General features: G+C 64.9%; 18 protein-coding genes and 1 tRNA gene. 2 read left to right on the top strand and 17 right to left on the bottom strand.

The window, feature by feature from the left end; genetic code table 11:
- Position 1 precedes the first annotated feature (1 nt).
- The 5 genes from Q1A36_RS13755 to Q1A36_RS13775 form a co-directional block, all read right to left on the bottom strand.
- Positions 2 to 1,111 (bottom strand): mandelate racemase/muconate lactonizing enzyme family protein, encoded by a 1,110-nt coding sequence (locus Q1A36_RS13755; protein WP_299845076.1) that lies wholly within the window; start codon positions 1,109 to 1,111, stop codon positions 2 to 4.
- Positions 1,112 to 1,113: 2 nt separating this feature from the next.
- Positions 1,114 to 2,199, bottom strand: coding sequence for a sn-glycerol-3-phosphate ABC transporter ATP-binding protein UgpC (ugpC, locus tag Q1A36_RS13760; protein ID WP_299845079.1), 1,086 nt, complete (start codon positions 2,197 to 2,199; stop codon positions 1,114 to 1,116).
- A gap of 4 nt (positions 2,200 to 2,203) precedes the next feature.
- Positions 2,204 to 3,049 carry a carbohydrate ABC transporter permease gene (locus Q1A36_RS13765; protein ID WP_299845082.1) on the bottom strand — a complete coding sequence of 282 codons (846 nt, stop codon included), beginning with the start codon at positions 3,047 to 3,049 and terminating at the stop codon, positions 2,204 to 2,206.
- On the bottom strand, positions 3,049 to 3,957 hold the full coding sequence (locus Q1A36_RS13770; protein ID WP_299845085.1) for a sugar ABC transporter permease: 909 nt from the start codon (positions 3,955 to 3,957) through the stop codon (positions 3,049 to 3,051). Before Q1A36_RS13770 ends, Q1A36_RS13765 begins: the two co-directional genes overlap by 1 nt.
- 103 nt (positions 3,958 to 4,060) lie before the next feature.
- The gene (locus tag Q1A36_RS13775; protein ID WP_299845088.1) at positions 4,061 to 5,380 is read right to left on the bottom strand and encodes a sugar ABC transporter substrate-binding protein; all 1,320 of its coding nucleotides are present in this window, start codon (positions 5,378 to 5,380) and stop codon (positions 4,061 to 4,063) included.
- Between the two features lie 124 nt (positions 5,381 to 5,504).
- Here Q1A36_RS13775 and Q1A36_RS13780 point away from each other — a divergent pair, with 124 nt between their 5' ends.
- Together Q1A36_RS13780 and Q1A36_RS13785 are read left to right on the top strand one after the other, a co-directional pair.
- Entirely contained in the window at positions 5,505 to 6,311 is an 807-nt protein-coding gene (locus Q1A36_RS13780) for an IclR family transcriptional regulator (RefSeq protein ID WP_299845091.1), read from the top strand.
- Entirely contained in the window at positions 6,308 to 7,342 is a 1,035-nt protein-coding gene (locus Q1A36_RS13785; RefSeq protein WP_299845094.1) for an aldo/keto reductase, read from the top strand. Before Q1A36_RS13780 ends, Q1A36_RS13785 begins: the two co-directional genes overlap by 4 nt.
- Before the next feature lie 163 nt (positions 7,343 to 7,505).
- Here Q1A36_RS13785 and Q1A36_RS13790 read toward each other — a convergent pair.
- From Q1A36_RS13790 to sufB, 12 genes are all read right to left on the bottom strand, one after another.
- Positions 7,506 to 7,582, bottom strand: a tRNA-Arg gene (locus Q1A36_RS13790).
- Between the two features lie 54 nt (positions 7,583 to 7,636).
- A complete protein-coding gene (locus tag Q1A36_RS13795) occupies positions 7,637 to 8,323 on the bottom strand; it encodes an ABC transporter ATP-binding protein (protein WP_299845097.1) in 687 nt (228 codons plus the stop codon).
- The gene (locus Q1A36_RS13800; protein WP_299845100.1) at positions 8,323 to 9,066 is read right to left on the bottom strand and encodes an ABC transporter ATP-binding protein; all 744 of its coding nucleotides are present in this window, start codon (positions 9,064 to 9,066) and stop codon (positions 8,323 to 8,325) included. The genes Q1A36_RS13795 and Q1A36_RS13800 overlap by 1 nt, the downstream gene beginning before the upstream one ends.
- On the bottom strand, positions 9,063 to 10,007 hold the full coding sequence (locus tag Q1A36_RS13805; protein WP_299845103.1) for a branched-chain amino acid ABC transporter permease: 945 nt from the start codon (positions 10,005 to 10,007) through the stop codon (positions 9,063 to 9,065). The genes Q1A36_RS13800 and Q1A36_RS13805 overlap by 4 nt, the downstream gene beginning before the upstream one ends.
- Positions 10,004 to 10,921 (bottom strand): branched-chain amino acid ABC transporter permease, encoded by a 918-nt coding sequence (locus Q1A36_RS13810; protein ID WP_299845106.1) that lies wholly within the window; start codon positions 10,919 to 10,921, stop codon positions 10,004 to 10,006. The genes Q1A36_RS13805 and Q1A36_RS13810 overlap by 4 nt, the downstream gene beginning before the upstream one ends.
- Before the next feature lie 64 nt (positions 10,922 to 10,985).
- Positions 10,986 to 12,149, bottom strand: coding sequence for an ABC transporter substrate-binding protein (locus tag Q1A36_RS13815; RefSeq protein ID WP_299845108.1), 1,164 nt, complete (start codon positions 12,147 to 12,149; stop codon positions 10,986 to 10,988).
- A gap of 143 nt (positions 12,150 to 12,292) precedes the next feature.
- Positions 12,293 to 13,504, bottom strand: a complete 1,212-nt coding sequence (locus Q1A36_RS13820) for a cysteine desulfurase (protein ID WP_299845111.1) — start codon at positions 13,502 to 13,504, stop codon at positions 12,293 to 12,295.
- The gene (locus Q1A36_RS13825; RefSeq protein WP_299845114.1) at positions 13,501 to 14,097 is read right to left on the bottom strand and encodes a YIP1 family protein; all 597 of its coding nucleotides are present in this window, start codon (positions 14,095 to 14,097) and stop codon (positions 13,501 to 13,503) included. Before Q1A36_RS13825 ends, Q1A36_RS13820 begins: the two co-directional genes overlap by 4 nt.
- Entirely contained in the window at positions 14,094 to 14,612 is a 519-nt protein-coding gene (locus tag Q1A36_RS13830; RefSeq protein ID WP_299845117.1) for a hypothetical protein, read from the bottom strand. Before Q1A36_RS13830 ends, Q1A36_RS13825 begins: the two co-directional genes overlap by 4 nt.
- Positions 14,585 to 15,925 carry a SufD family Fe-S cluster assembly protein gene (locus tag Q1A36_RS13835; RefSeq protein WP_299845120.1) on the bottom strand — a complete coding sequence of 447 codons (1,341 nt, stop codon included), beginning with the start codon at positions 15,923 to 15,925 and terminating at the stop codon, positions 14,585 to 14,587. The genes Q1A36_RS13830 and Q1A36_RS13835 overlap by 28 nt, the downstream gene beginning before the upstream one ends.
- Positions 15,925 to 16,680 (bottom strand): Fe-S cluster assembly ATPase SufC, encoded by a 756-nt coding sequence (gene sufC / locus Q1A36_RS13840; RefSeq protein ID WP_299845123.1) that lies wholly within the window; start codon positions 16,678 to 16,680, stop codon positions 15,925 to 15,927. The genes Q1A36_RS13835 and sufC overlap by 1 nt, the downstream gene beginning before the upstream one ends.
- 81 nt (positions 16,681 to 16,761) lie before the next feature.
- On the bottom strand, positions 16,762 to 18,279 hold the full coding sequence (gene sufB / locus Q1A36_RS13845; protein ID WP_101753930.1) for a Fe-S cluster assembly protein SufB: 1,518 nt from the start codon (positions 18,277 to 18,279) through the stop codon (positions 16,762 to 16,764).
- Positions 18,280 to 18,291 lie beyond the last annotated feature (12 nt).

Consider the following 18,291-nt stretch of genomic DNA (forward strand, 5'->3'; position numbering starts at 1 on the left):
CCTAGGCGCCCAGCCTGATCGGGGCGATGACGCCATGCCGGGCGATTGCGTCCCAATCCCAACTGATCCCCAGACCCGGTTCGTCCGAGGGCATGGCGCGTCCCTGTTCGATGCGCAGCCCCTCGGGCGCGATCAGGTCTAGCTGGGGGATATATTCCAGCCAGGGTGCGTTCGGCACGGCGCAGACCAAGCTGGCGTGCAGCTCCATCAGGAAATGCGGGCAGATCGGCACGTTATGGGCCTCGGCCAGATGGGCGATCTTCAGCCAGGGGGTGATGCCGCCGACGCGGGCGACATCGGCCTGAACGATGCTGCAGCCGCCGGCCTGCAGGTAATCCTTGAACTGCGACAGCGAATACATGCTTTCGCCGACGGCGATGGGGACCGGCGTGGCATTGGCCAGCCGCACATGCGCCCCGACATCATCGGCGGGCATCGGCTCCTCGAACCAGGCCACCCCGGCCTCTTCCAGCACGGCAGCGCGTCGGACCGCCTCGGGCAAGGTGAAGGACTGGTTGGCATCGGTCATGATCTCGTAACCCGCGCCCACGGCCTCGCGCACGGCCATCAGCCGGGACCGATCCTCGGAGAGATGCGTGCGACCGATCTTGATCTTCGATCCGGCAAAGCCCTGAGCCTGCGCCGCCAGCGCGTCATCGACCAGCGCAGCCGTCTCGATATGCAGCCAGCCTCCTTCGGTGGTATAAAGCGGAACCGAGGATTTCGCCCCGCCCGCCATCCGCCACAGCGGCAGACCCGCACGGCGGCAGCGCAGATCCCACAGCGCCGTGTCGATCGCCGCCAGCGCCAGCGAGGTGATGGCACCGACCGCAGTGGCATGGGTCGAGAACAACAGATCGCGCCAGATGCCCTCGATCTCTTCGGCCTCGCGCCCGATCAGCCGCGGGGCCAGCGTGTACTGCAAAAGGGCGATGACCGAGGGACCGCCCGTGCCGATGGTATAGGAATAGCCGGTGCCGACCGCCCCATCGGCATCGGTGATCCGCAGGATCGGGGTTTCCTGCGACTCGAAGCTCTGGATCGCATCGGTGCGGCGGACCTTGGGTTTCAGGTCCACCATCAGGATCTCGACATGGGTGATGCGGGCCATTTCTACCTCAGGCTTTTGCCGGTATCGGCGTCGAACAGATGGCAACGGTCCAGCGACAGCTGAAAGCTCAGCACCTCGCCCGGCTGGATCGGGCGCGGGTTCAGCATCTTGCCCTGCACCTCGACCCCGGCCAGTTCGGTCAGGATCAGGGATTCCGCCCCCAGCGGCTCAGCCAGCGTCACCGGCAGCTCGAGCAGCGCGACCGGCCCGGTTTCGGCCAGGCCGTGCCCGACCGGCATGAAATTGTCGGCGCGAAAGCCAAAGATCACCCGCGCGCCCTCGGGCGGTGTCTGGATGCCGGGCGGGACGGGCAGTTGCCCGCCGCCCGCCAGCTCCACCACACCGCCGCGAAGCTCGCCCTTGACCAGGTTCATCGGCGGCGACCCGATGAAGCTGGCGACGAAGGTGTTGACCGGGCGCTCGAACACCTCGAGCGGGGTTCCGGTCTGGACGATATGCCCGTCCTTCATGATGACGATGCGATCGGCCAGCGTCATCGCCTCGACCTGGTCATGGGTGACATAGACGACCGTGGTGCCGACCTGCCGGTGCAGCTTCTTGATCTCGACCCGCATCTGGGTGCGGAGCTTGGCGTCAAGATTCGACAGCGGCTCGTCGAACAGGAACACGTCAGGATGGCGCACGATGGCGCGGCCCATGGCGACCCGCTGGCGTTGGCCGCCGGACAGCTCGCCCGGCGTGCGGTCCATGTAGGGCTGAAGGCCAAGAATGCGCGCCGCCTCGTCGGCAGCCGCCTCGATCTCGGCTGGCGGCTTGCCGGCGATCTTCAGGCTGAAGCCCAGATTCTCGCGCACCGTCATATGCGGGTAGAGCGCGTAATTCTGAAACACCATCGAGATGTTGCGCTGGCGCGGCGCCAGCCGGTTGACCACCCGGTCGCCGATCGAGATCTCGCCCTCGGAAATCTCTTCCAGCCCGGCGATCATCCTGAGGGTAGTGGACTTGCCGCAGCCCGAGGGGCCGACCAGCACGACGAATTCGTTATGGGCGATGTCCAGATCGATGCCGTGGACGACCTTGTGACCGCCATAGCGTTTGACCACGTTGCGCAGCGAAACTTCTGCCATGTTCCTATCCCTTGACCCCGCCAAAGGTCAGCCCTGCGATCAGGTGCTTCTGCACCAGGAAGGTCAGGACCAGCGCGGGGATGATGATGATGACCGCCATGGCGCTCATCCCGGCCCAGTCGATGGTGAACTGGGCGGTGAAATCCATCAGGCCCACCGGCAGCGTCTTGCTGTCGGTCGAGCGTGTCAGCTGGCTGGCCAGCGCGTATTCGTTCCACGAGGTCAGGAAGGCGAAGATCGCGGCGCTGGCGATGCCCGACTTGGCCAGCGGAAACTCGACCTTCCAGAAGGCCTGCCAGGGGGTGCAGCCGTCGATCTGCGCGGCTTCCGACAGATCGCGCGGCACCTGCCGGAAAAAGCCCTCGGTCAGCCAGACGGTGAAGGGCACGTTGATCGCGGTATAGACGATGATGACGCCCAGCTTGGTGTCGATCAGGCCGGTCCAGCTCCACATGATGAACAGCGGCAGCGACAGCGCGATGCCCGGCACGCAGCGCGACAGCATCAGCCACAGGAAGGCCGCGCCCTTGCCCGGAAAGCGATAGCGCGCAAAGGCATAACCGCCCGACATGCCGATCACCACCGCGACCACGGTCGAAGTCACCGAGATGATCAGCGAGTTCAGGAAATAGGACCCGACCGGGATCGCCACGACCGCATCGCCGAAGCCGAAGATGGCGCGGAAATTGTCCCATGACAGATCGCGCGGAATCCAGACGGCGGGCTTGGTCAGGATCTCGCCATTCGGGCGAAAGGCGGACAGCACCACCCACAAACCCGGCATGCAGATCACCAGCATGACCAGGAAGGTGCCGATCCAGATCAGGATATCTTTCTGCCGGCGGCTCATCAGAACACCCCCAGATGTTTCCGCGCGGCCATCAGCTTGCGGAAGAAGTACCAGGTGAAGAAGATCGACAGCAGGATCGAGACATAGGCCATGGCATTGGCCTGCCCCATGCGGCTGTCGTCATAGGCGGTGCGGGCGATCAGCGTCCACAGAAGCTCGGTCCGCCCCGCCGGGCCGCCGCCCGTCATCACGTCGACGATGTCATAGGCCCGTGCGACATCCAGCGACCGGATGGTCATGGCGATGTAGATGAAGGGCATGAGGAACGGCAGCGTGATATGCCGGAAGACCTGCCAGTTGGTGCAGCCATCGACGCGGGCGGCCTCGACCGGGTCGCGCGGCATGGCGAAAAGCCCGGCAAGGATCAGGATGGCGAAGATCGAGGTCGACATCCAGATCTCGGCAATGGCGATCGAGGCAAAGGCCAGCCAGCGATCGACCAGGAACGGGATCGCGTGACTGGTCAGCCCCAGCGATTGCAAGGCATTGTTCACCACGCCGATGGTGTCGTTGAACATGTACTTGAACTGGAAGCCCACGAGGATCGGCGAGAACATCATCGGAAACATCATGATGGTGCGCATGGTCCGCTGGCCGAAGGTCAGCCGGTTCACCATCAGCGCCAGCCCCAGCCCCAGCAGCATCTCGAGGTTCAGGACCAGCGTCAGGAACAGCACCGTGCGCCCCAGCGCAGCCCAGAAATCCCCGTCGCCCAGCACCCGGAGATAGTTGCGGAACCAGACGACATCCCACAGCGACTCGGGCCGGATCAGGCGATAGTTGGAAAAGCTGGTATAGAGCGAGAAGAGCAGCGGCAGCAGGACCACCAGCAGGATCACCAGCACCGCCGGCGACAACAATGCCAGCGGCACGGCGTTATCGCGCAGAAATCGTCTCAGGCGGGACATGCTGACCTTTCGCACACCGCGCCGTTGGACGCAGTCTGATTGCAGGGAAGTGGGAAATGGCCCGCCGCGTGGTGAGACATGACCGGCGGGCCAGAGTCGGCGCCTAGTTGTAGCCGGCGTCGGTCATGATCTGGTTGACCTCCTCCGCCGCCTCGTTCAGCGCCTCTTCGGCCGTCTTATCCCCCAATATGGCGGCCTGAAGCTGGGGCCAGAGGGCATTCGAGATCTCGCCCCATTCCGGGATCAGCGGCGGGGTGAAGGCGTGCTCGCGCATGGACTCGCCAAAGACCTTGAACACCTCCACCATGAAAGTGTCGCCTTTCGCCTCGAACTCGGCCGTTACCTCGTCCCAGACCTTGGTGCGCGTGGGCAGCAGCCCGCTGCGCGCCTCCATCATCTGGGCGTCATGGCTGGTCAGGAACATGATGAGGCTGGCAGCCGCTTCCTTGTTGTCGCAGCTCTGGGTGATCGAGAAACTGTGCGAGCCCGACCAGCCGGTGCGCTTGCCTCCCGCCCCCTTGGGCGCCAGCGCCACCCCGACATTGCCGGCAACCTTTGAATCCTTGCCGTTGAAGAAGGCCGCCCAGCCCGCCCAGTCCAGATCATAGGCAACGGCGCCGGCCGCAAAGCCAAGACCCAGATCGTCCCAGACATAATTGGTCGTGCCCGCCGGCACCGCTTTCTCCCTATAGAGATTGACGAACCAGTTCAGCGCCATCACCCCTTCTGGGCTGTTGAAGGCGGCGGTGAAGTCGTCATTCAGCAGCTTGCCGCCATCGGCGACCAGCATCTCGTAGAAGCGCCCGGTGATCGCCTCGTCCTTGCCGGCGAAATGGGTGCCGTAGCGATCGGGCGGATTGGCGAAGAAGATCGCCTGGTCGCTGGCCTGATCCCAGGTCTCGGGCGGGGTCAGGTCATAGCCGAACCGCTCCTTGAACTTGGCCTTGTTGTCCGCATCCTCGTAGAGCGACTTGACGTAATACATGTTCGACACGTCGGAATGCCGGGGCAACGACATGAGCTGCCCGTCGACCGTCGCGTGCTGGATCACCAGGGGCGAGAACTCGGCCACGACCTCGGCCGGGATCAGATCGTTCAACGGCTGGTTCATCGCATTGTATTGCGGTGCGAAGTTGGTGTGGCTCGAGAAGACGCAATAGCCGATATTGCCGGCCGCGATGTCCTGCTTCATCTCGCGGTCCAGCTCGAAATGGCTCTTGCGCGACAGGATCTCGACCTTGGCGCCGGTCGCCTTTTCCCATTCGGGGATCAGCGTATAGAGCGGCTCGTACTGCGCGCCGCCGATCAGCTTTACCCGCAGCGTGTAGCCGTCGAACGTCCCATAGTCCTGCGCCTGCAAGGGTGCCGCCAGCAGCGTGCTTGCGGCAAGCGCAGCCGCAAGGCTGGTTCTGGTCTTTGCCATCAGTCTCCTCCCTGAGCCGTGAGTGGCGTTATTCGTATATGAGTTTTACATTCATAAATGAAGCGATCAGCTTGTGTCAATCATCCACTTGTGAAAAGCTTGCTCGGATATGAAAACTTGAGCCATGACCTCTGACGAATCATCCGAAGCGACCCGCTATCGCGCGCCGGCCCTGGACAAGGGGCTGGACATCCTCGAATTGCTGGCCGCCTCGTCCATGGGCCTGACCCAGGCCGAGATCGCCAAGGGGCTGGGGCGCGGCGCAAACGAGATCTACCGGATGCTGGATACGCTGGTCCGGCGCGGCTATGTCACCCGCACCCTTGACGGCGACCGCTATACGCTGAGCCTGCGCCTGCTGGTGCTGGCCGACATCCACCCGCCGCGCCGCCGGCTGCTGGACGCGGCCGAGCCGCGGATGCGCGCCTTCAGCGCCCGGGCCGAGCAGTCGATCCACCTTGCGGTGATGGAGGCGAGCGAGGTGATCATCAGCGCCTCGTTCTCGGCGCCGGGCAACTGGCGCATGTCGCTGCGCGTGGGCTCGGTGATCGGCCTCTTCAACACCGGCTCGGGCATGGTTCTGGCGGCCTTCCAGCGCCCCGACATCCGCGCCCGGATCTTCCGCGATCATCGGCTGGTACCGGGCGAGTCGGCGCTGAGCGAGGCCGACTATGACGCCCGCACCGCCGCCATCCGCGCGGCGGGCAACATGTCGGGGGAAAGCCAGACCACGGTGGGCGTGCTGAACCTGTCCTGCCCGATCCTCGATCCGTTCGGCAATGCCATCGCCGCGCTGACCTGCCCCTACCTGCGCCGCATCGACAGCTATGCCACGCCCGGGCGCGACCAGACTTTGGCGCTGCTGCGCGAGGCCGCCGACGAGATCGCGCGCGAGGTGATGGGCCCGCCGCACGAACCGGCCCAATCATGACGGCGCTGAAGCGGAACCGGCTTGGCCCGAACGGCCCGCTGGTGACAGAACTGGGGCTGGGCTGCGCCTCGCTGGCCGGCATCTTCCACCCCGTCTCCGAGGCACAGGCCCTGGCCACCATCGACAGCGCGCGGCAGGCCGGGATCGGCTATTTCGATACTGCGCCCTTCTACGGCCACGGCCTGTCCGAGCACCGGGTCGGGGCCGCTTTGCGCGGGCGGGATGCAGTGATCTCGACCAAGGTCGGGCGGCTTTTGCGGCCCGGCGCCGCGCCCGATGCCGGCGCCTGGGTCGAGCCCCTGCCCTTCACCCCGGTCTATGACTACAGCCATGACGGGGTGATGCGCAGCATCGAGGATTCGCTGCAGCGCCTTGGCCGCGACCGGATCGACATTGCCTATATCCACGACATCGGCACCCTGACGCATGGGGACATCGACGGCCCCGACCGTTTCGCCACGGCGATGGATGGCGGTTATCGCGCGCTGGACAGCCTGCGCGCCGCCGGCGTGGTCGGTGCGATCGGGCTGGGCGTCAACGAAACACAGGTCTGCCTCGACGCGCTGCGATACGGGCAATGGGATGCCTTCCTGCTGGCCGGGCGTTATACCCTGCTGGAGCAGGCACCGCTGGACGACCTGTTCCCGGCCTGCGCAAAGGCGGGCACCGATCTGGTCATTGGCGGTCCGTTCAATTCCGGCGTCCTGGCGGGCGGTGATACTTTTGACTACGGCACCGTTCCGCCGCCGATCGCTGCACGCATTCGCGCGATCAAGGCGGTCTGCGAGGCCTGTAGGGTAGACCTGCCCGCCGCCGCGCTCGCTTTTTGCCGGGCCCACCCGCTGGTGAAAAGCACCATCCCCGGCCCGCGCAGTCCGGAGGAACTGGCCGATATCCTGGCATGGTGGAGCGCCCCGATTCCCGACGCCTTCTGGGACGCCCTGAAATCCGAGGCGCTGCTGCGAACGGATGCGCCGACACCCGGTCGCAGCAAGATATCTGACCGGACGACCATCGGCTTTGCCAAATGATTCCAGTTCGGGAGAGCCTTACCCACTGCGGGGCGCATCCCCTTGGCTGTGCCACGCGGGGATTCACATTTGAAGCGGGATGGCTTGGTTGAAATCACGCGGCCATTTTCAGTTTCTGGTGGGGCGGGGCCTTCGCCGTAGAGGAGCCAGTTCTGTTCGAAAGTGGCGCACCCGAGAGGATTCGAACCTCTGGCCTCTGCCTTCGGAGGGCAGCGCTCTATCCAGCTGAGCTACGGGTGCCGCGCGGGCCTGCATAACCGGGCTTCGAGAGGGACGCAACGGGAAAGCACCGGGTCAGACATGCAGATAGCGGTCCTTTACCGCATCCGACGCCGCCATCTCGGCATTGCTGCCCGTCCAGACCACGCGGCCCTTCTCGATCACCACATGGCGGTCGGCGAGGCGGGTCAGCGCATCGACGTTCTTGTCGACGATCAAGATGGCCTCGCCCTCGGCTTTCAGCGCGGCGAGGCAGGCCCAGATCTCGTCGCGGATCAGCGGCGCCAGTCCCTCGGTCGCCTCGTCCAGCACCACGAGGCGCGGGTTCGTCATCAGCGCCCGGCCGATGGCCAGCATCTGCTGTTCACCGCCCGAAAGCTGGTGGCCCATATGACCGGCGCGCTCACCAAGCCGGGGAAACAACCCCAGAACGCGGTCCAGCGTCCAGTTCCCCGGACGCGCGGTGGCGACCAGGTTCTCGCGCACGTCGAGCCGGGGAAAGATCTGCCGCCCCTCGGGCACCAGCCCCAGCCCGGCCTGCGCGCGGCGATGCGGTGCCGCGCGGGTCAGATCGGTGCCACCCACGCTGACCCCGCCGGCGCGGGCCGGAAGCAGGCCGAAGATGGTGCTTATGGTGGTGGTCTTGCCCATGCCGTTGCGGCCCAGAAGCGTGACCACCTCGCCCGGATCGACATGCAGATCGATGCCGTGCAGCACCATGCTTTCGCCATATCCCGCCTGCAATCCCTCGACCCGCAGCATCAGGCGTCCTCTCCCAGGTAGGCGCTGCGCACCTGCCGGTCGGCGCGGATCGCCTCGCCCGTGCCGGTGGCGATGAGGCGGCCATAGACCAGTACGCTGATGCGGTCGGCCAGCGCAAAGACCGCGTCCATGTCATGCTCGATCAGCAGCACCGTCACCTCGCCCTTGAGGCTGCCGATGACCCGGATCAGCCGCTCGGCCTCGGGTCCCGACGTGCCGGCCAGCGGCTCGTCCAGCAGCAAGAGGCGCGGATTGGTGGCCAGCGCAATGGCCAGTTCCAGCTGCCGCTTCTCGCCATGGCTCAGCGATCCGGCACGGGCGTCAGTGCGATCCTCCAGACCGACGCGGGCCAGCGCGGCGCGGGCCTGATCGTTCAGCGCCACCTCGCTCGCCACCGGGGCGAAAAAGCGGAAGCTGCTGCCCTCGCGGGCCTGAACGGCGGTAGAAACATTTTCCATAACCGAAAAGGCCGGCAGGATCGAGGTGATCTGGAAGCTGCGCGACAGCCCCCGCCGCACCCGCTGCGGCATGACCAGCCGGGTGATGTCCTCGCCTCCGAAGCGGACCTTGCCGCTGTTGCTGGGCAGTTGACCGGACAGCTGCGAGATCAGCGTGGTCTTGCCGGCACCATTCGGGCCGATGATGGCGTGCAGCTCACCTTCTTCGACCGACAGGCAGACATCATCCGTAACAGTCAGCGCGCCATATGATTTGCACAGGTTCCGCACTTCGAGCAGGCTCATTTCGCGCCTCCGATCCGGCGGATCAGCCCGCTGACGCCATCGCGCGATGCCAGCACGACGCCGATCAGGATCAGCCCGAAGAACAGCGGCCAATGCTCGGAAAAACGGGACAGAAATTCCTCGAGCAGCAGCGCGATCACCGCGCCGCCGACCGCGCCGATCAGGTTGCCGATGCCGCCCAGCACCACCATCACGATCAGCTCGCCTGAGCGGTGCCAGTTCATCAGCGCGGGCGAGACGAATTCGGTCTGGTTGGCCAGCATCACCCCCGCCACCGCCGCCATGCAGCCCGAGATGACATAGGCGGTCAGCTGGAAACGGAAGGGCGAATAGCCGATGGCCTGCATCCTCACCGGGTTCTCGCGCGTGCCGGTCAGCACCCGGCCAAAGCGCGATTGGGTGATCCTCAACGCCAGAAGATAGAGGACGATCAAGAGGCCAAGGGTGACGTAGAACAGCACCCGGTCGCTCTCCAAGAGCGGCTGGCCGAGGAGTGTCGAGCGCGCGGCCAGCGTCACCCCATCATCGCCGCCATAGGTCGACAGCGAGACGAAGAAGAAATAGGCCATCTGCGCGAAGGCCAGCGTGATCATGATGAAATAGACCCCGCGTGTCCTGAGCGAAATCGCCCCAGTGACCAGCGCAAAGGGTGCCGCCGCGACAATGGCGGCCAGCAAGTGCAGCGTCAGGTCAGTGATGCCCGCGCGCTGCAGGATCGCCACCGCATAGGCGCCGATGCCCAGATAGGCGGCGTGGCCAAAGCTGACCATGCCGCCATAGCCGAGGATCAGGTCCAGCGCGAGCGCCGCAATGGCGAAGGCGAGGATGCGGGTGGCGATGACGATGAGGAAGCTTTCGCCCAGCATCCCGGCCAGCAGCGGCAGCAGGGCAAAACCGCCAAAGATCACCAGCGCGGCGATGTTGCGCAGACGCGGGCTCATGACTTCTGCCCGAAGAGGCCCGCTGGACGCACAGCGAGGATCAGTGCCATCAGGATGTAGACCAGCATCGGTGCAAGCGTCCGCCCGGCCTGCGCGGCGGCAGACGGGTCCATCACGGCTTTCAGCAGGATCGGGCCGAAGACCCGGCCCACGGTATCGACCACGCCGACCAGCAGCGCCCCGGCAAAGGCACCCTTGATCGAGCCGATGCCGCCAATGACGATGACGACGAACGCAAGGATCAGCACGCTTTCCCCCATGCCGGTATCGACGGCAAGGATCGGCGCGACCATCGCCCCGGCGAATCCGGCCAGCATCGCGCCAAAGGCGAAGATCAACGTGAACAGTTTGCGCACATCGACGCCAAGCGCCGACAGCATGGCCCGGTTCGAGGCCCCTGCCCTGAGCCGCATCCCGATCCGCGTGCGGGTGATCACCAGCCACAACCCGAGCGCGGTCAACAGCCCCGCCGCGATGATGGCCAGTCGAAAGACCGGATAACGCAGCGGCCCGATCAGCGGCACCGAGCCCGACAGCGCCTCGGGCATGGAAACGGTCAGCGGTGCCGCGCCCCAGATCATCTCGACCGCCTCGGTGATGACCATGACGAGGCCAAAGGTCGCCAGCACCTGATCGAGATGACTTCGGTCATAGAGATGGCGGAAGATCAGGAACTCCAGCACCAGCCCGATCAGCAGCGTCGCGGGCAGGGTCAGCAAGAGGCCGAGGCCATAGCTGCCGGTCATCCCGGCGAAGGTGACGACCAGATAGGCGCCGATCATGTAGATGACGCCATGGGCGAGGTTCACGAAATCCATGATCCCGAAGACCAGCGTCAGCCCGGCGGCGATCAGGAACAGCAGCACGCCGAACTGTAGCCCGTTCAGCAATTGCAGCAGCAGAAGATTGGTCATGTGCGCCTGCTTGGCCGAAGTGGCTGGGGTGCGGATCTTGCGCCCGCACCCCGCCTCTCCCTGATCACTTCATCTGGCACTGGGATGCGTAAGTGTCGGCGTAGTCATCGAAGATCGCCTTCACCACCGAGGTGGCGAACTTTCCGTCCTCGCGCTTCTTCACCTCGGCCAGATAGAAATCCTGCACCGGGAAATGGTTCGGGCCAAAGGTGAAATCGCCGCGCACCGAGGGGAAGTCGGCGGTTTCCAGCGCCGCGATCAGCGCATCCTTGTCGGCGGTGCCGCCGGCCGCGCGCACGGCGGCATCGATCAGCTTGGCCGCGTCATAGCCATGCGCGGCATAGCTGGCCGGAACCTTGCCGAACTTGGCCTCGAAGCCCTCGACAAAGGCCTTGTTCGCCTCGTTGTCCAGATCCGGCGTCCAGTTGGTGCCCGAGAAGAAGCCGACAGCAGCATCCTGCTGCGCCGGCAGGGTCGATTCGTCCACGGTAAAGGCCGAGAGGAAGGGGATCGTCTCCAGCCCCGCCTGCCGGTATTGCTTGACGAGGTTCACCCCCATGCCGCCGGGCATGAAGGCAAAGACCGCATCGGGCTGGGCGGCGGCGATCTGCGCCAGTTCCGCCGAGAAATCGAGCTGCCCCAGCTGGGTAAAGACCTCTCCCGCCAGCCCGCCGTCATAGCTGTGCTTGAAGCCCGCCAGACTGTCCTGCCCGGCCTGATAGTTCGGCGCGATCAGGAAGACGTTCTTGAAGCCCTGCTCCTTGGCATAGGCGCCCATCACCTCGTGGTTCTGGTCGTTCTGGTAGGAAACCGAGAAGAAGGCCTTGTTGCACTCGGCCCCGGCCAGGTTGGACGGACCGGCATTCGGACTGATCAGGATCGCGCCGGCATCAGTCACCGGCTTTACGATGGCCCCGGCGATATTGGAGAAGATCGGGCCGACGACGATATCGGCGCCGTCCCGTTCCACCAACTCGCGGGCCTTGTTGGCGGCGATGTCCGGTTTCTGCTCGTCATCGACGATGATGATCTCGGTCTTCATGCCGCCGATCTCGCCGATCTCGTCGGCGGCCTGCTGAAAGCCGTCGCGCGCCATCTCGCCCAGCACGGCGGCGGGGCCGGAGAGGGTCAGCAGAACGCCAATCTTCAGCGTGTCATCGTCCTGTGCGGAGGCGGGGCCGGCAAGGCAGGTGGTGGCAGCAAGCAGCGTCAGGATCTTGCGGGTCATGGCAGGTCAACCTTCCTGTTGGGGGCGCCCGTTCGCGGGGCCTTCGCCGTTAATCGGCGATTGCCCCTAACACGCACCGATAGGGGGCCCCGAGTCAAGAAAATTGTTTCAGGCTTGAAATAAAATCAAGCGCAGCCCGCCCCTCAGCCGAACAGCTCCCGGCAGAAGCCCAGCCCGTCGATCAGCGCATCCACCTCGGCCTCGGTGTTGTACATGGCAAAGCTGGCGCGGGCGCTGGCGGTGATGCCATAGAAATCCATCAGCGGCATGGCGCAATGGCTGCCGGCGCGCACGGCGATCCCTCGCTTGTCGAGGATGGTCGAGATGTCATGCGCATGCGCCCCCTCCATCGTCATCGAGAAGATCGCTCCCTTGCCCGGCGCGTCGCCCTGCACGTTCAGCCAGTTCAGCGCGCGCAGCTTGTCGCGGGTGCGGTCGCGCAGTTTCGTCTCATGGGCGGCGATGTTCTCCATGCCGATATCCATCAGGTATTCCAGCGCCGCGCCCAGACCGATCTGGTTGACGATGCCCGGCGTGCCGGCCTCGAATTTCAGCGGCGGGTCGGCATAGGTGACGGCATCGCGCGTCACCGTCTTGATCATATCGCCGCCGCCCATGAAGGGGCGCATCTCGTTCTGGCGATCGCGGGCGATCCAGATCGCGCCCGATCCCGAGGGGCCGTAAAGCTTGTGCCCGGTGATGCAGTAGAAATCGACGCCAAGCGACTTGAGATCGACCGGCATATGCACCGAGGCCTGCGAGCCATCGACCAGCACTGGCACATCGGTGCCGCGCGCGATCGCCGCCACGTCCACCACCGTGCCGGTCACGTTCGACATGTGGGTAACGGCGATCAGCTTGGTCTTCGGCCCAACGGCGGCCAGCACATTTTCCGGCGGCAGGCTGCCATCAGCCTCCGGCTCGACCCATTTCAACACCACGCCCTGCCGCTCGCGCAGGAAGTTCCAGGGCACGATATTGGCGTGATGCTCCAGCACCGACAGCACGATCTCGTCGCCCGCCTGCAGGTTCGGCGCGGCCCATCCATAGCTGACCAGATTGATCGCCTCGGTCGCGCCCGAGGTGAAGATGATCTCGTCCTCGCGCGGGGCGTTCAGGAATTTGGCGATGATCGCCCGCACCCGCTCGTAATTGTCGGTGGCGAGGTTCGACAGGAAATGCAGCCCGCGATGGACATTGGCATATTCGCCCTCATAGGCGCGGGTGATGGCGTCGATCACCTGCCGGGGCTTCTGGGCGCTGGCGCCATTGTCCAGATAGACCAGCGGCTTGCCGTTCACCTGCCGCGACAGGATAGGAAAATCGGCGCGGATGGTCTGAAGATCAAAGCTCATGGCTGCACCTCGGGCATCAGGCCGAAGGCGGCGGCGATGAAGGACAGCACGAAACCCAGCGCGAGCATCGTTGCCAGCATCACCAGAAGCACCTTCCAGCCACTACGGAAGCCGTGCAGCAGCTTGGTGAATTGCACGGTCAGATAGAAGAACATTCCCGCCGCGGCGATGCCCAGCATAGCTGCAAGATCGGAGGAAAACGGCATCAGAACGATCTGCAGCGCCTGCACCAGCAGCAGGATCGCCTCAAGCCAGACGGTCAGGATCAGCGCATCCTCGAACCGGCCCTCGCCGCCGAAAAGCCGCCCGACCCCGGACATCAGCCCGGCGGTCACGGTCAGCGCGGCCAGCTGGAAGCCGGCCAGCAGCAGCGGCTGACGCCCAAACCAGGCGAAGGGCGACGGCTCGCCCTCGGGTGCCGCCGGCAGCATCGCCGCCGTGACCCAGGCAAGGATTGCCGCCAGCGAGACGACCAGAACGGCCGAGGCCCAACGCGCCGCCATGGGCAGGTCGGCGGCCAGCACTTCGCGGCCCGCCGCCATGGGACTGCGCAATGTCAGCCCGACCAATGCCCGAAAATCCAGCCCGTTCATGCCTTCACCGCCAGCGCCGAAATGCCTGCGCCCCATATCATCAGAAAACCGATCCCGGCCACCGCCTGCACCAGCGACAGCGCCGGCCCCGGCCCGATCAGCCCGCCAACGAGACCCGCGAGCAGCATCGCCGGGGCGACGGCCAGCAGCGCCCAGAACAGCGCCAGCCGCGAATGCCGCGGTTCGATCCGCCAGCGCGTCAGCCGCATCAGCCCACCCACCAGTGCCGCCACGCCATAGGCGATCAGCGGCATCAGGAACATGACCGCCATCAGCGCCCCGCCCATCCGCGCCTCGAGTGGCACCGACGGGTCCAGCGCCGCCGCCCGTGCATGGCCGGGCGCCTGCGCCAGAAGGAAGATCAGCATCGCCGCCATCAGCACGACAAGTTGCGCCCGGTCGGGCATGTCGGCCATCCCCCGCACCACCCGGCGCGGGGCCCACCAGCTTTGCAGCACGCGCGGCAGGATGCCGCGCGGCGCGGCGCTTACACCTTGGCGCGGCGCGTCAGCCATGCTTCCAGCCGGTCATTGATCTGGCTGCGCAGGCCCTCGTCCTCGACCTCGGCCAGGGCGTCGGCAAGGAAGGACAGCACCAAGAGGACGATGGCGCGCTCCTTGGGAACCCCGCGCGAGCGCAGATAGAAAAGCGCCGTTTCGTCCAGCGCGCCGGTGGTCGAGCCGTGGCTGCAGACCACGTCGTCGGCATAGATTTCCAGCTCGGGCTTGGCGAGGAACTGGCTGTCCTCGTCCAGAAGCAGCGCCTGGCTGATCTGATAGCCGTCGGTCTTCTGCGCGCCCGGCTTCACCAGGATCTTGCCCTGGAACACGCCCTTCGCGCCGTTCTTCAGCACCTTCTTGAAGACCTGCCGGCTCTCGCAGCGCTCGGCCCCATGGGTCACGAAGACCGTGTCGTCGTGGTGGAACGGCCCCTTGGCACCGTCACCCAGCACGGCGGCCGCGATATGGGCCACCGCGTCGTCACCGACGAATTCGATCACGCCCTCGTGGCGCATCAGCGTGCCATTGACCGAGAGGCTGAAGCTCTTGAACTGCGCCTCGGCCGCGACACGCGCGAAGATGGCCGAGAAGCCCAGCTTCTGATGCCCTGCCCGCTTGGCGGCGATGTGGTGCAGCTTGGCGCCCGCGGCCAGATCGGCCTCGATCATGCCATTGCTGCGCGCGCCGACCATGCCGGTTTCCAGCAGCGTCAACTCTGCCCCCTCTTCCAGCCGGATGACGTGATGCCAGGTGACATCGGCCTCGGCACTGGCGCGGCGGTGCAGGATATGGACGGGCTTCGACGGTTTGCCGGTGACGCGGATCAACACGCCCTCGGTGGCCGCGACGGTGTTCAGCGCCGCGAAGGGACGCTTGACCGGGCTCTGGCCGGCGGTTTCCAGCACGCCGTAGAGATCGGTGGCCCAATGGCTGCCCGATTGGTCCGCCTGCGACAGCAGATCAATCTCCAGCCCTTCGCCCGACAGGTCCGAGCTTTCCGCCGCCTCGAAGATGCCATCGACAAAAACCAGCCGGATGGAATCGAGATCGGTGAACAGCGGCGAATCCGGGGCCTTGTCCTCGATCGGGATCGGCGCGGGAATGGGTGCGTTGAACGCCTTGGGATCGGTATAGCGCCAATATTCGTCGCGCGGACCGGGCAGGCCCATCGCCCGCAGCCGGGCCAGCGCATCGGCGCGCGCGGCGGCGGTAAAGCCGCCCTTCGGAAGGGTCAGCACATCCAGCCGCGCGGCCAGCGCATCGGCGGTCTTGCTCGCACCAGCAGAGGGCGGCGCAGCGTCCTTGGCCTTGACGGCGAGGTCAGACATCAACCGGCCTCCGTCAAGAGATCGCCATAGCCGTTCTTCTCGACTTCCAGTGCCAGTTCCGGCCCGCCCGAGCGGATGATGCGGCCATCGGCCATGATGTGGACCACGTCGGGCTGGATGTGATCCAGCAGACGCTGGTAATGGGTGATCACAAGGAAGCTGCGATCGGGCGAACGCAGGGCGTTCACACCATCGGCCACCAGCCGCATCGCATCGACATCAAGACCCGAGTCGGTCTCGTCCATGATGCACATGCGCGGTTCCAGCATGGCCATCTGCAGGATCTCGTTGCGCTTCTTCTCGCCACCCGAGAAGCCCACATTCACCGGACGCTTCAGCATCTCGGCATCGATCTTCAGCGCCTTGGCCTTCTCGCGCACGACCTTGAGGAAATCGCCAGCCGACATTTCCTCTTCGCCGCGGCGCTTGCGCTGTGCGTTCACCGCCGTGCGCAGGAAGGTCATGTTGCCGACGCCCGGAATCTCGACCGGATACTGGAACGCAAGGAACAGACCGGCAGCGGCGCGTTCCTCGGGCTCCATTTCCAGAAGGTCCTGCCCGTCAAGGCTGGCCGCACCCTCGGTCACTTCATAGCCATCGCGGCCCGACAGCACATAGGAGAGCGTCGACTTGCCCGAGCCGTTCGGCCCCATGATCGCATGGACCTCGCCCGCCGGCACTTCCAGCGACAGACCCTTCAGGATCTGCTTGTCATGGTCTTCCAGCTTCACGTGCAGATTGTCGATTTTCAGCATCTTACATCCCATCATCTTCGGCGCAGCGGCCCTCGCCTGCGCATTGTTCCCTGCGCCGTCCGACCGGACAGCGCGCATCTTTTATCCGACCGAACCCTCAAGGCTGATCGCCACGAGGCTCTGCGCCTCCATGGCAAACTCCATCGGCAGCGCCTGCAGCACCTCGCGGACGAAGCCGTTGACGATCACCGCCACCGCCTCTTCCTCGTCCATCCCGCGCGAGCGGCAGTAGAACAGCTGGTCATCATCGACCTTCGAGGTCGTCGCCTCGTGCTCGACCCGGCTCGAGGTGTTCTTCACCTCGATATAGGGCACGGTATGGGCGCCGCATTTGTCGCCGATCAGCAGGCTGTCGCACTGGGTATAGTTGCGGCTGTTGGTGGCCTTGGGGTGCATCGACACCAGACCGCGATAGGTGTTCTGCGCCTTGCCCGCCGAGATGCCCTTCGACACGATCCGCGAACGCGAATTCTTGCCCAGGTGGATCATCTTGGTGCCGGTGTCGGCCTGCTGCATGTTGTTGGCGATGGCGATCGAATAGAACTCGCCGCTGCTTTCCTCGCCGCGCAGGATGCAGGAGGGGTATTTCCAGGTGATCGCCGATCCGGTCTCGACCTGCGTCCACATCACCTTGGCGCGGGCCTCGCGGCAATCGGCGCGCTTGGTGACGAAGTTGTAGATGCCGCCCTTGCCCTCTTCATCGCCGGGGAACCAGTTCTGGACGGTCGAGTATTTCACCTCGGCATCTTCCAGAATGACGATCTCGACCACGGCGGCGTGCAGCTGCGCGGTGTCGCGCTTGGGCGCGGTGCAGCCTTCCAGATAGCTGACATAGCTGCCCTTGTCGGCGATGATCAGCGTGCGCTCGAACTGGCCGGTATTCTCGGCGTTCATGCGGAAATAGGTCGACAGCTCCATCGGGCAGCGGGTGTTCGGCGGCACATAGACGAACGAACCATCCGAAAAGACCGCCGAGTTCAGCGTGGCAAAGAAATTGTCCGACTGCGGCACGACCGAACCCAGGTATTTCTTCACCAGTTCGGGATGCTCGCGGATCGCCTCGGAGATCGAGCAGAAGATGACGCCAGCCTTGGCCAGTTCATCCTTGAAGGTGGTGCCGACGCTGACAGAGTCAAAGACCGCATCCACGGCGACCTTGCGGCCCTCGGCGGGAGCATTCTCTGCACCCTCGACGCCTGCAAGGATCATCTGTTCCTTCAGCGGGATGCCCAGCTTTTCATAAGTCGCCAGCAGCTTGGGATCGACCTCGTCCAGCGACTTCGGCTTCACTTCCATGCTTTTCGGGCGGGCATAGTAATGGATGTCCTGATAATCGATCTCAGGATAGTTCAGCATCGCCCATTTCGGTTCGGTCATGGTCTGCCAGCGGCGGAAGGCCTGCAGCCGCCACTCGGTCATCCATTCCGGTTCTTCATTCTTCTGCGAGATCAGACGGACGATATCCTCGTTCACGCCCTTGGGGGCGTATTCCATCTCGATCTCGGTGTCCCAGCCATATTTATAGCTGCCCATGTTCTGCACGGTCTCGACGGTTTCCCGGTCGACGCCCTCGCGCACCTCAAGATCGGTCTCGCTCATCTTTCGCCCTTC

Source organism: uncultured Paracoccus sp. (assembly GCF_947487305.1).
GTDB lineage: Bacteria > Pseudomonadota > Alphaproteobacteria > Rhodobacterales > Rhodobacteraceae > Paracoccus.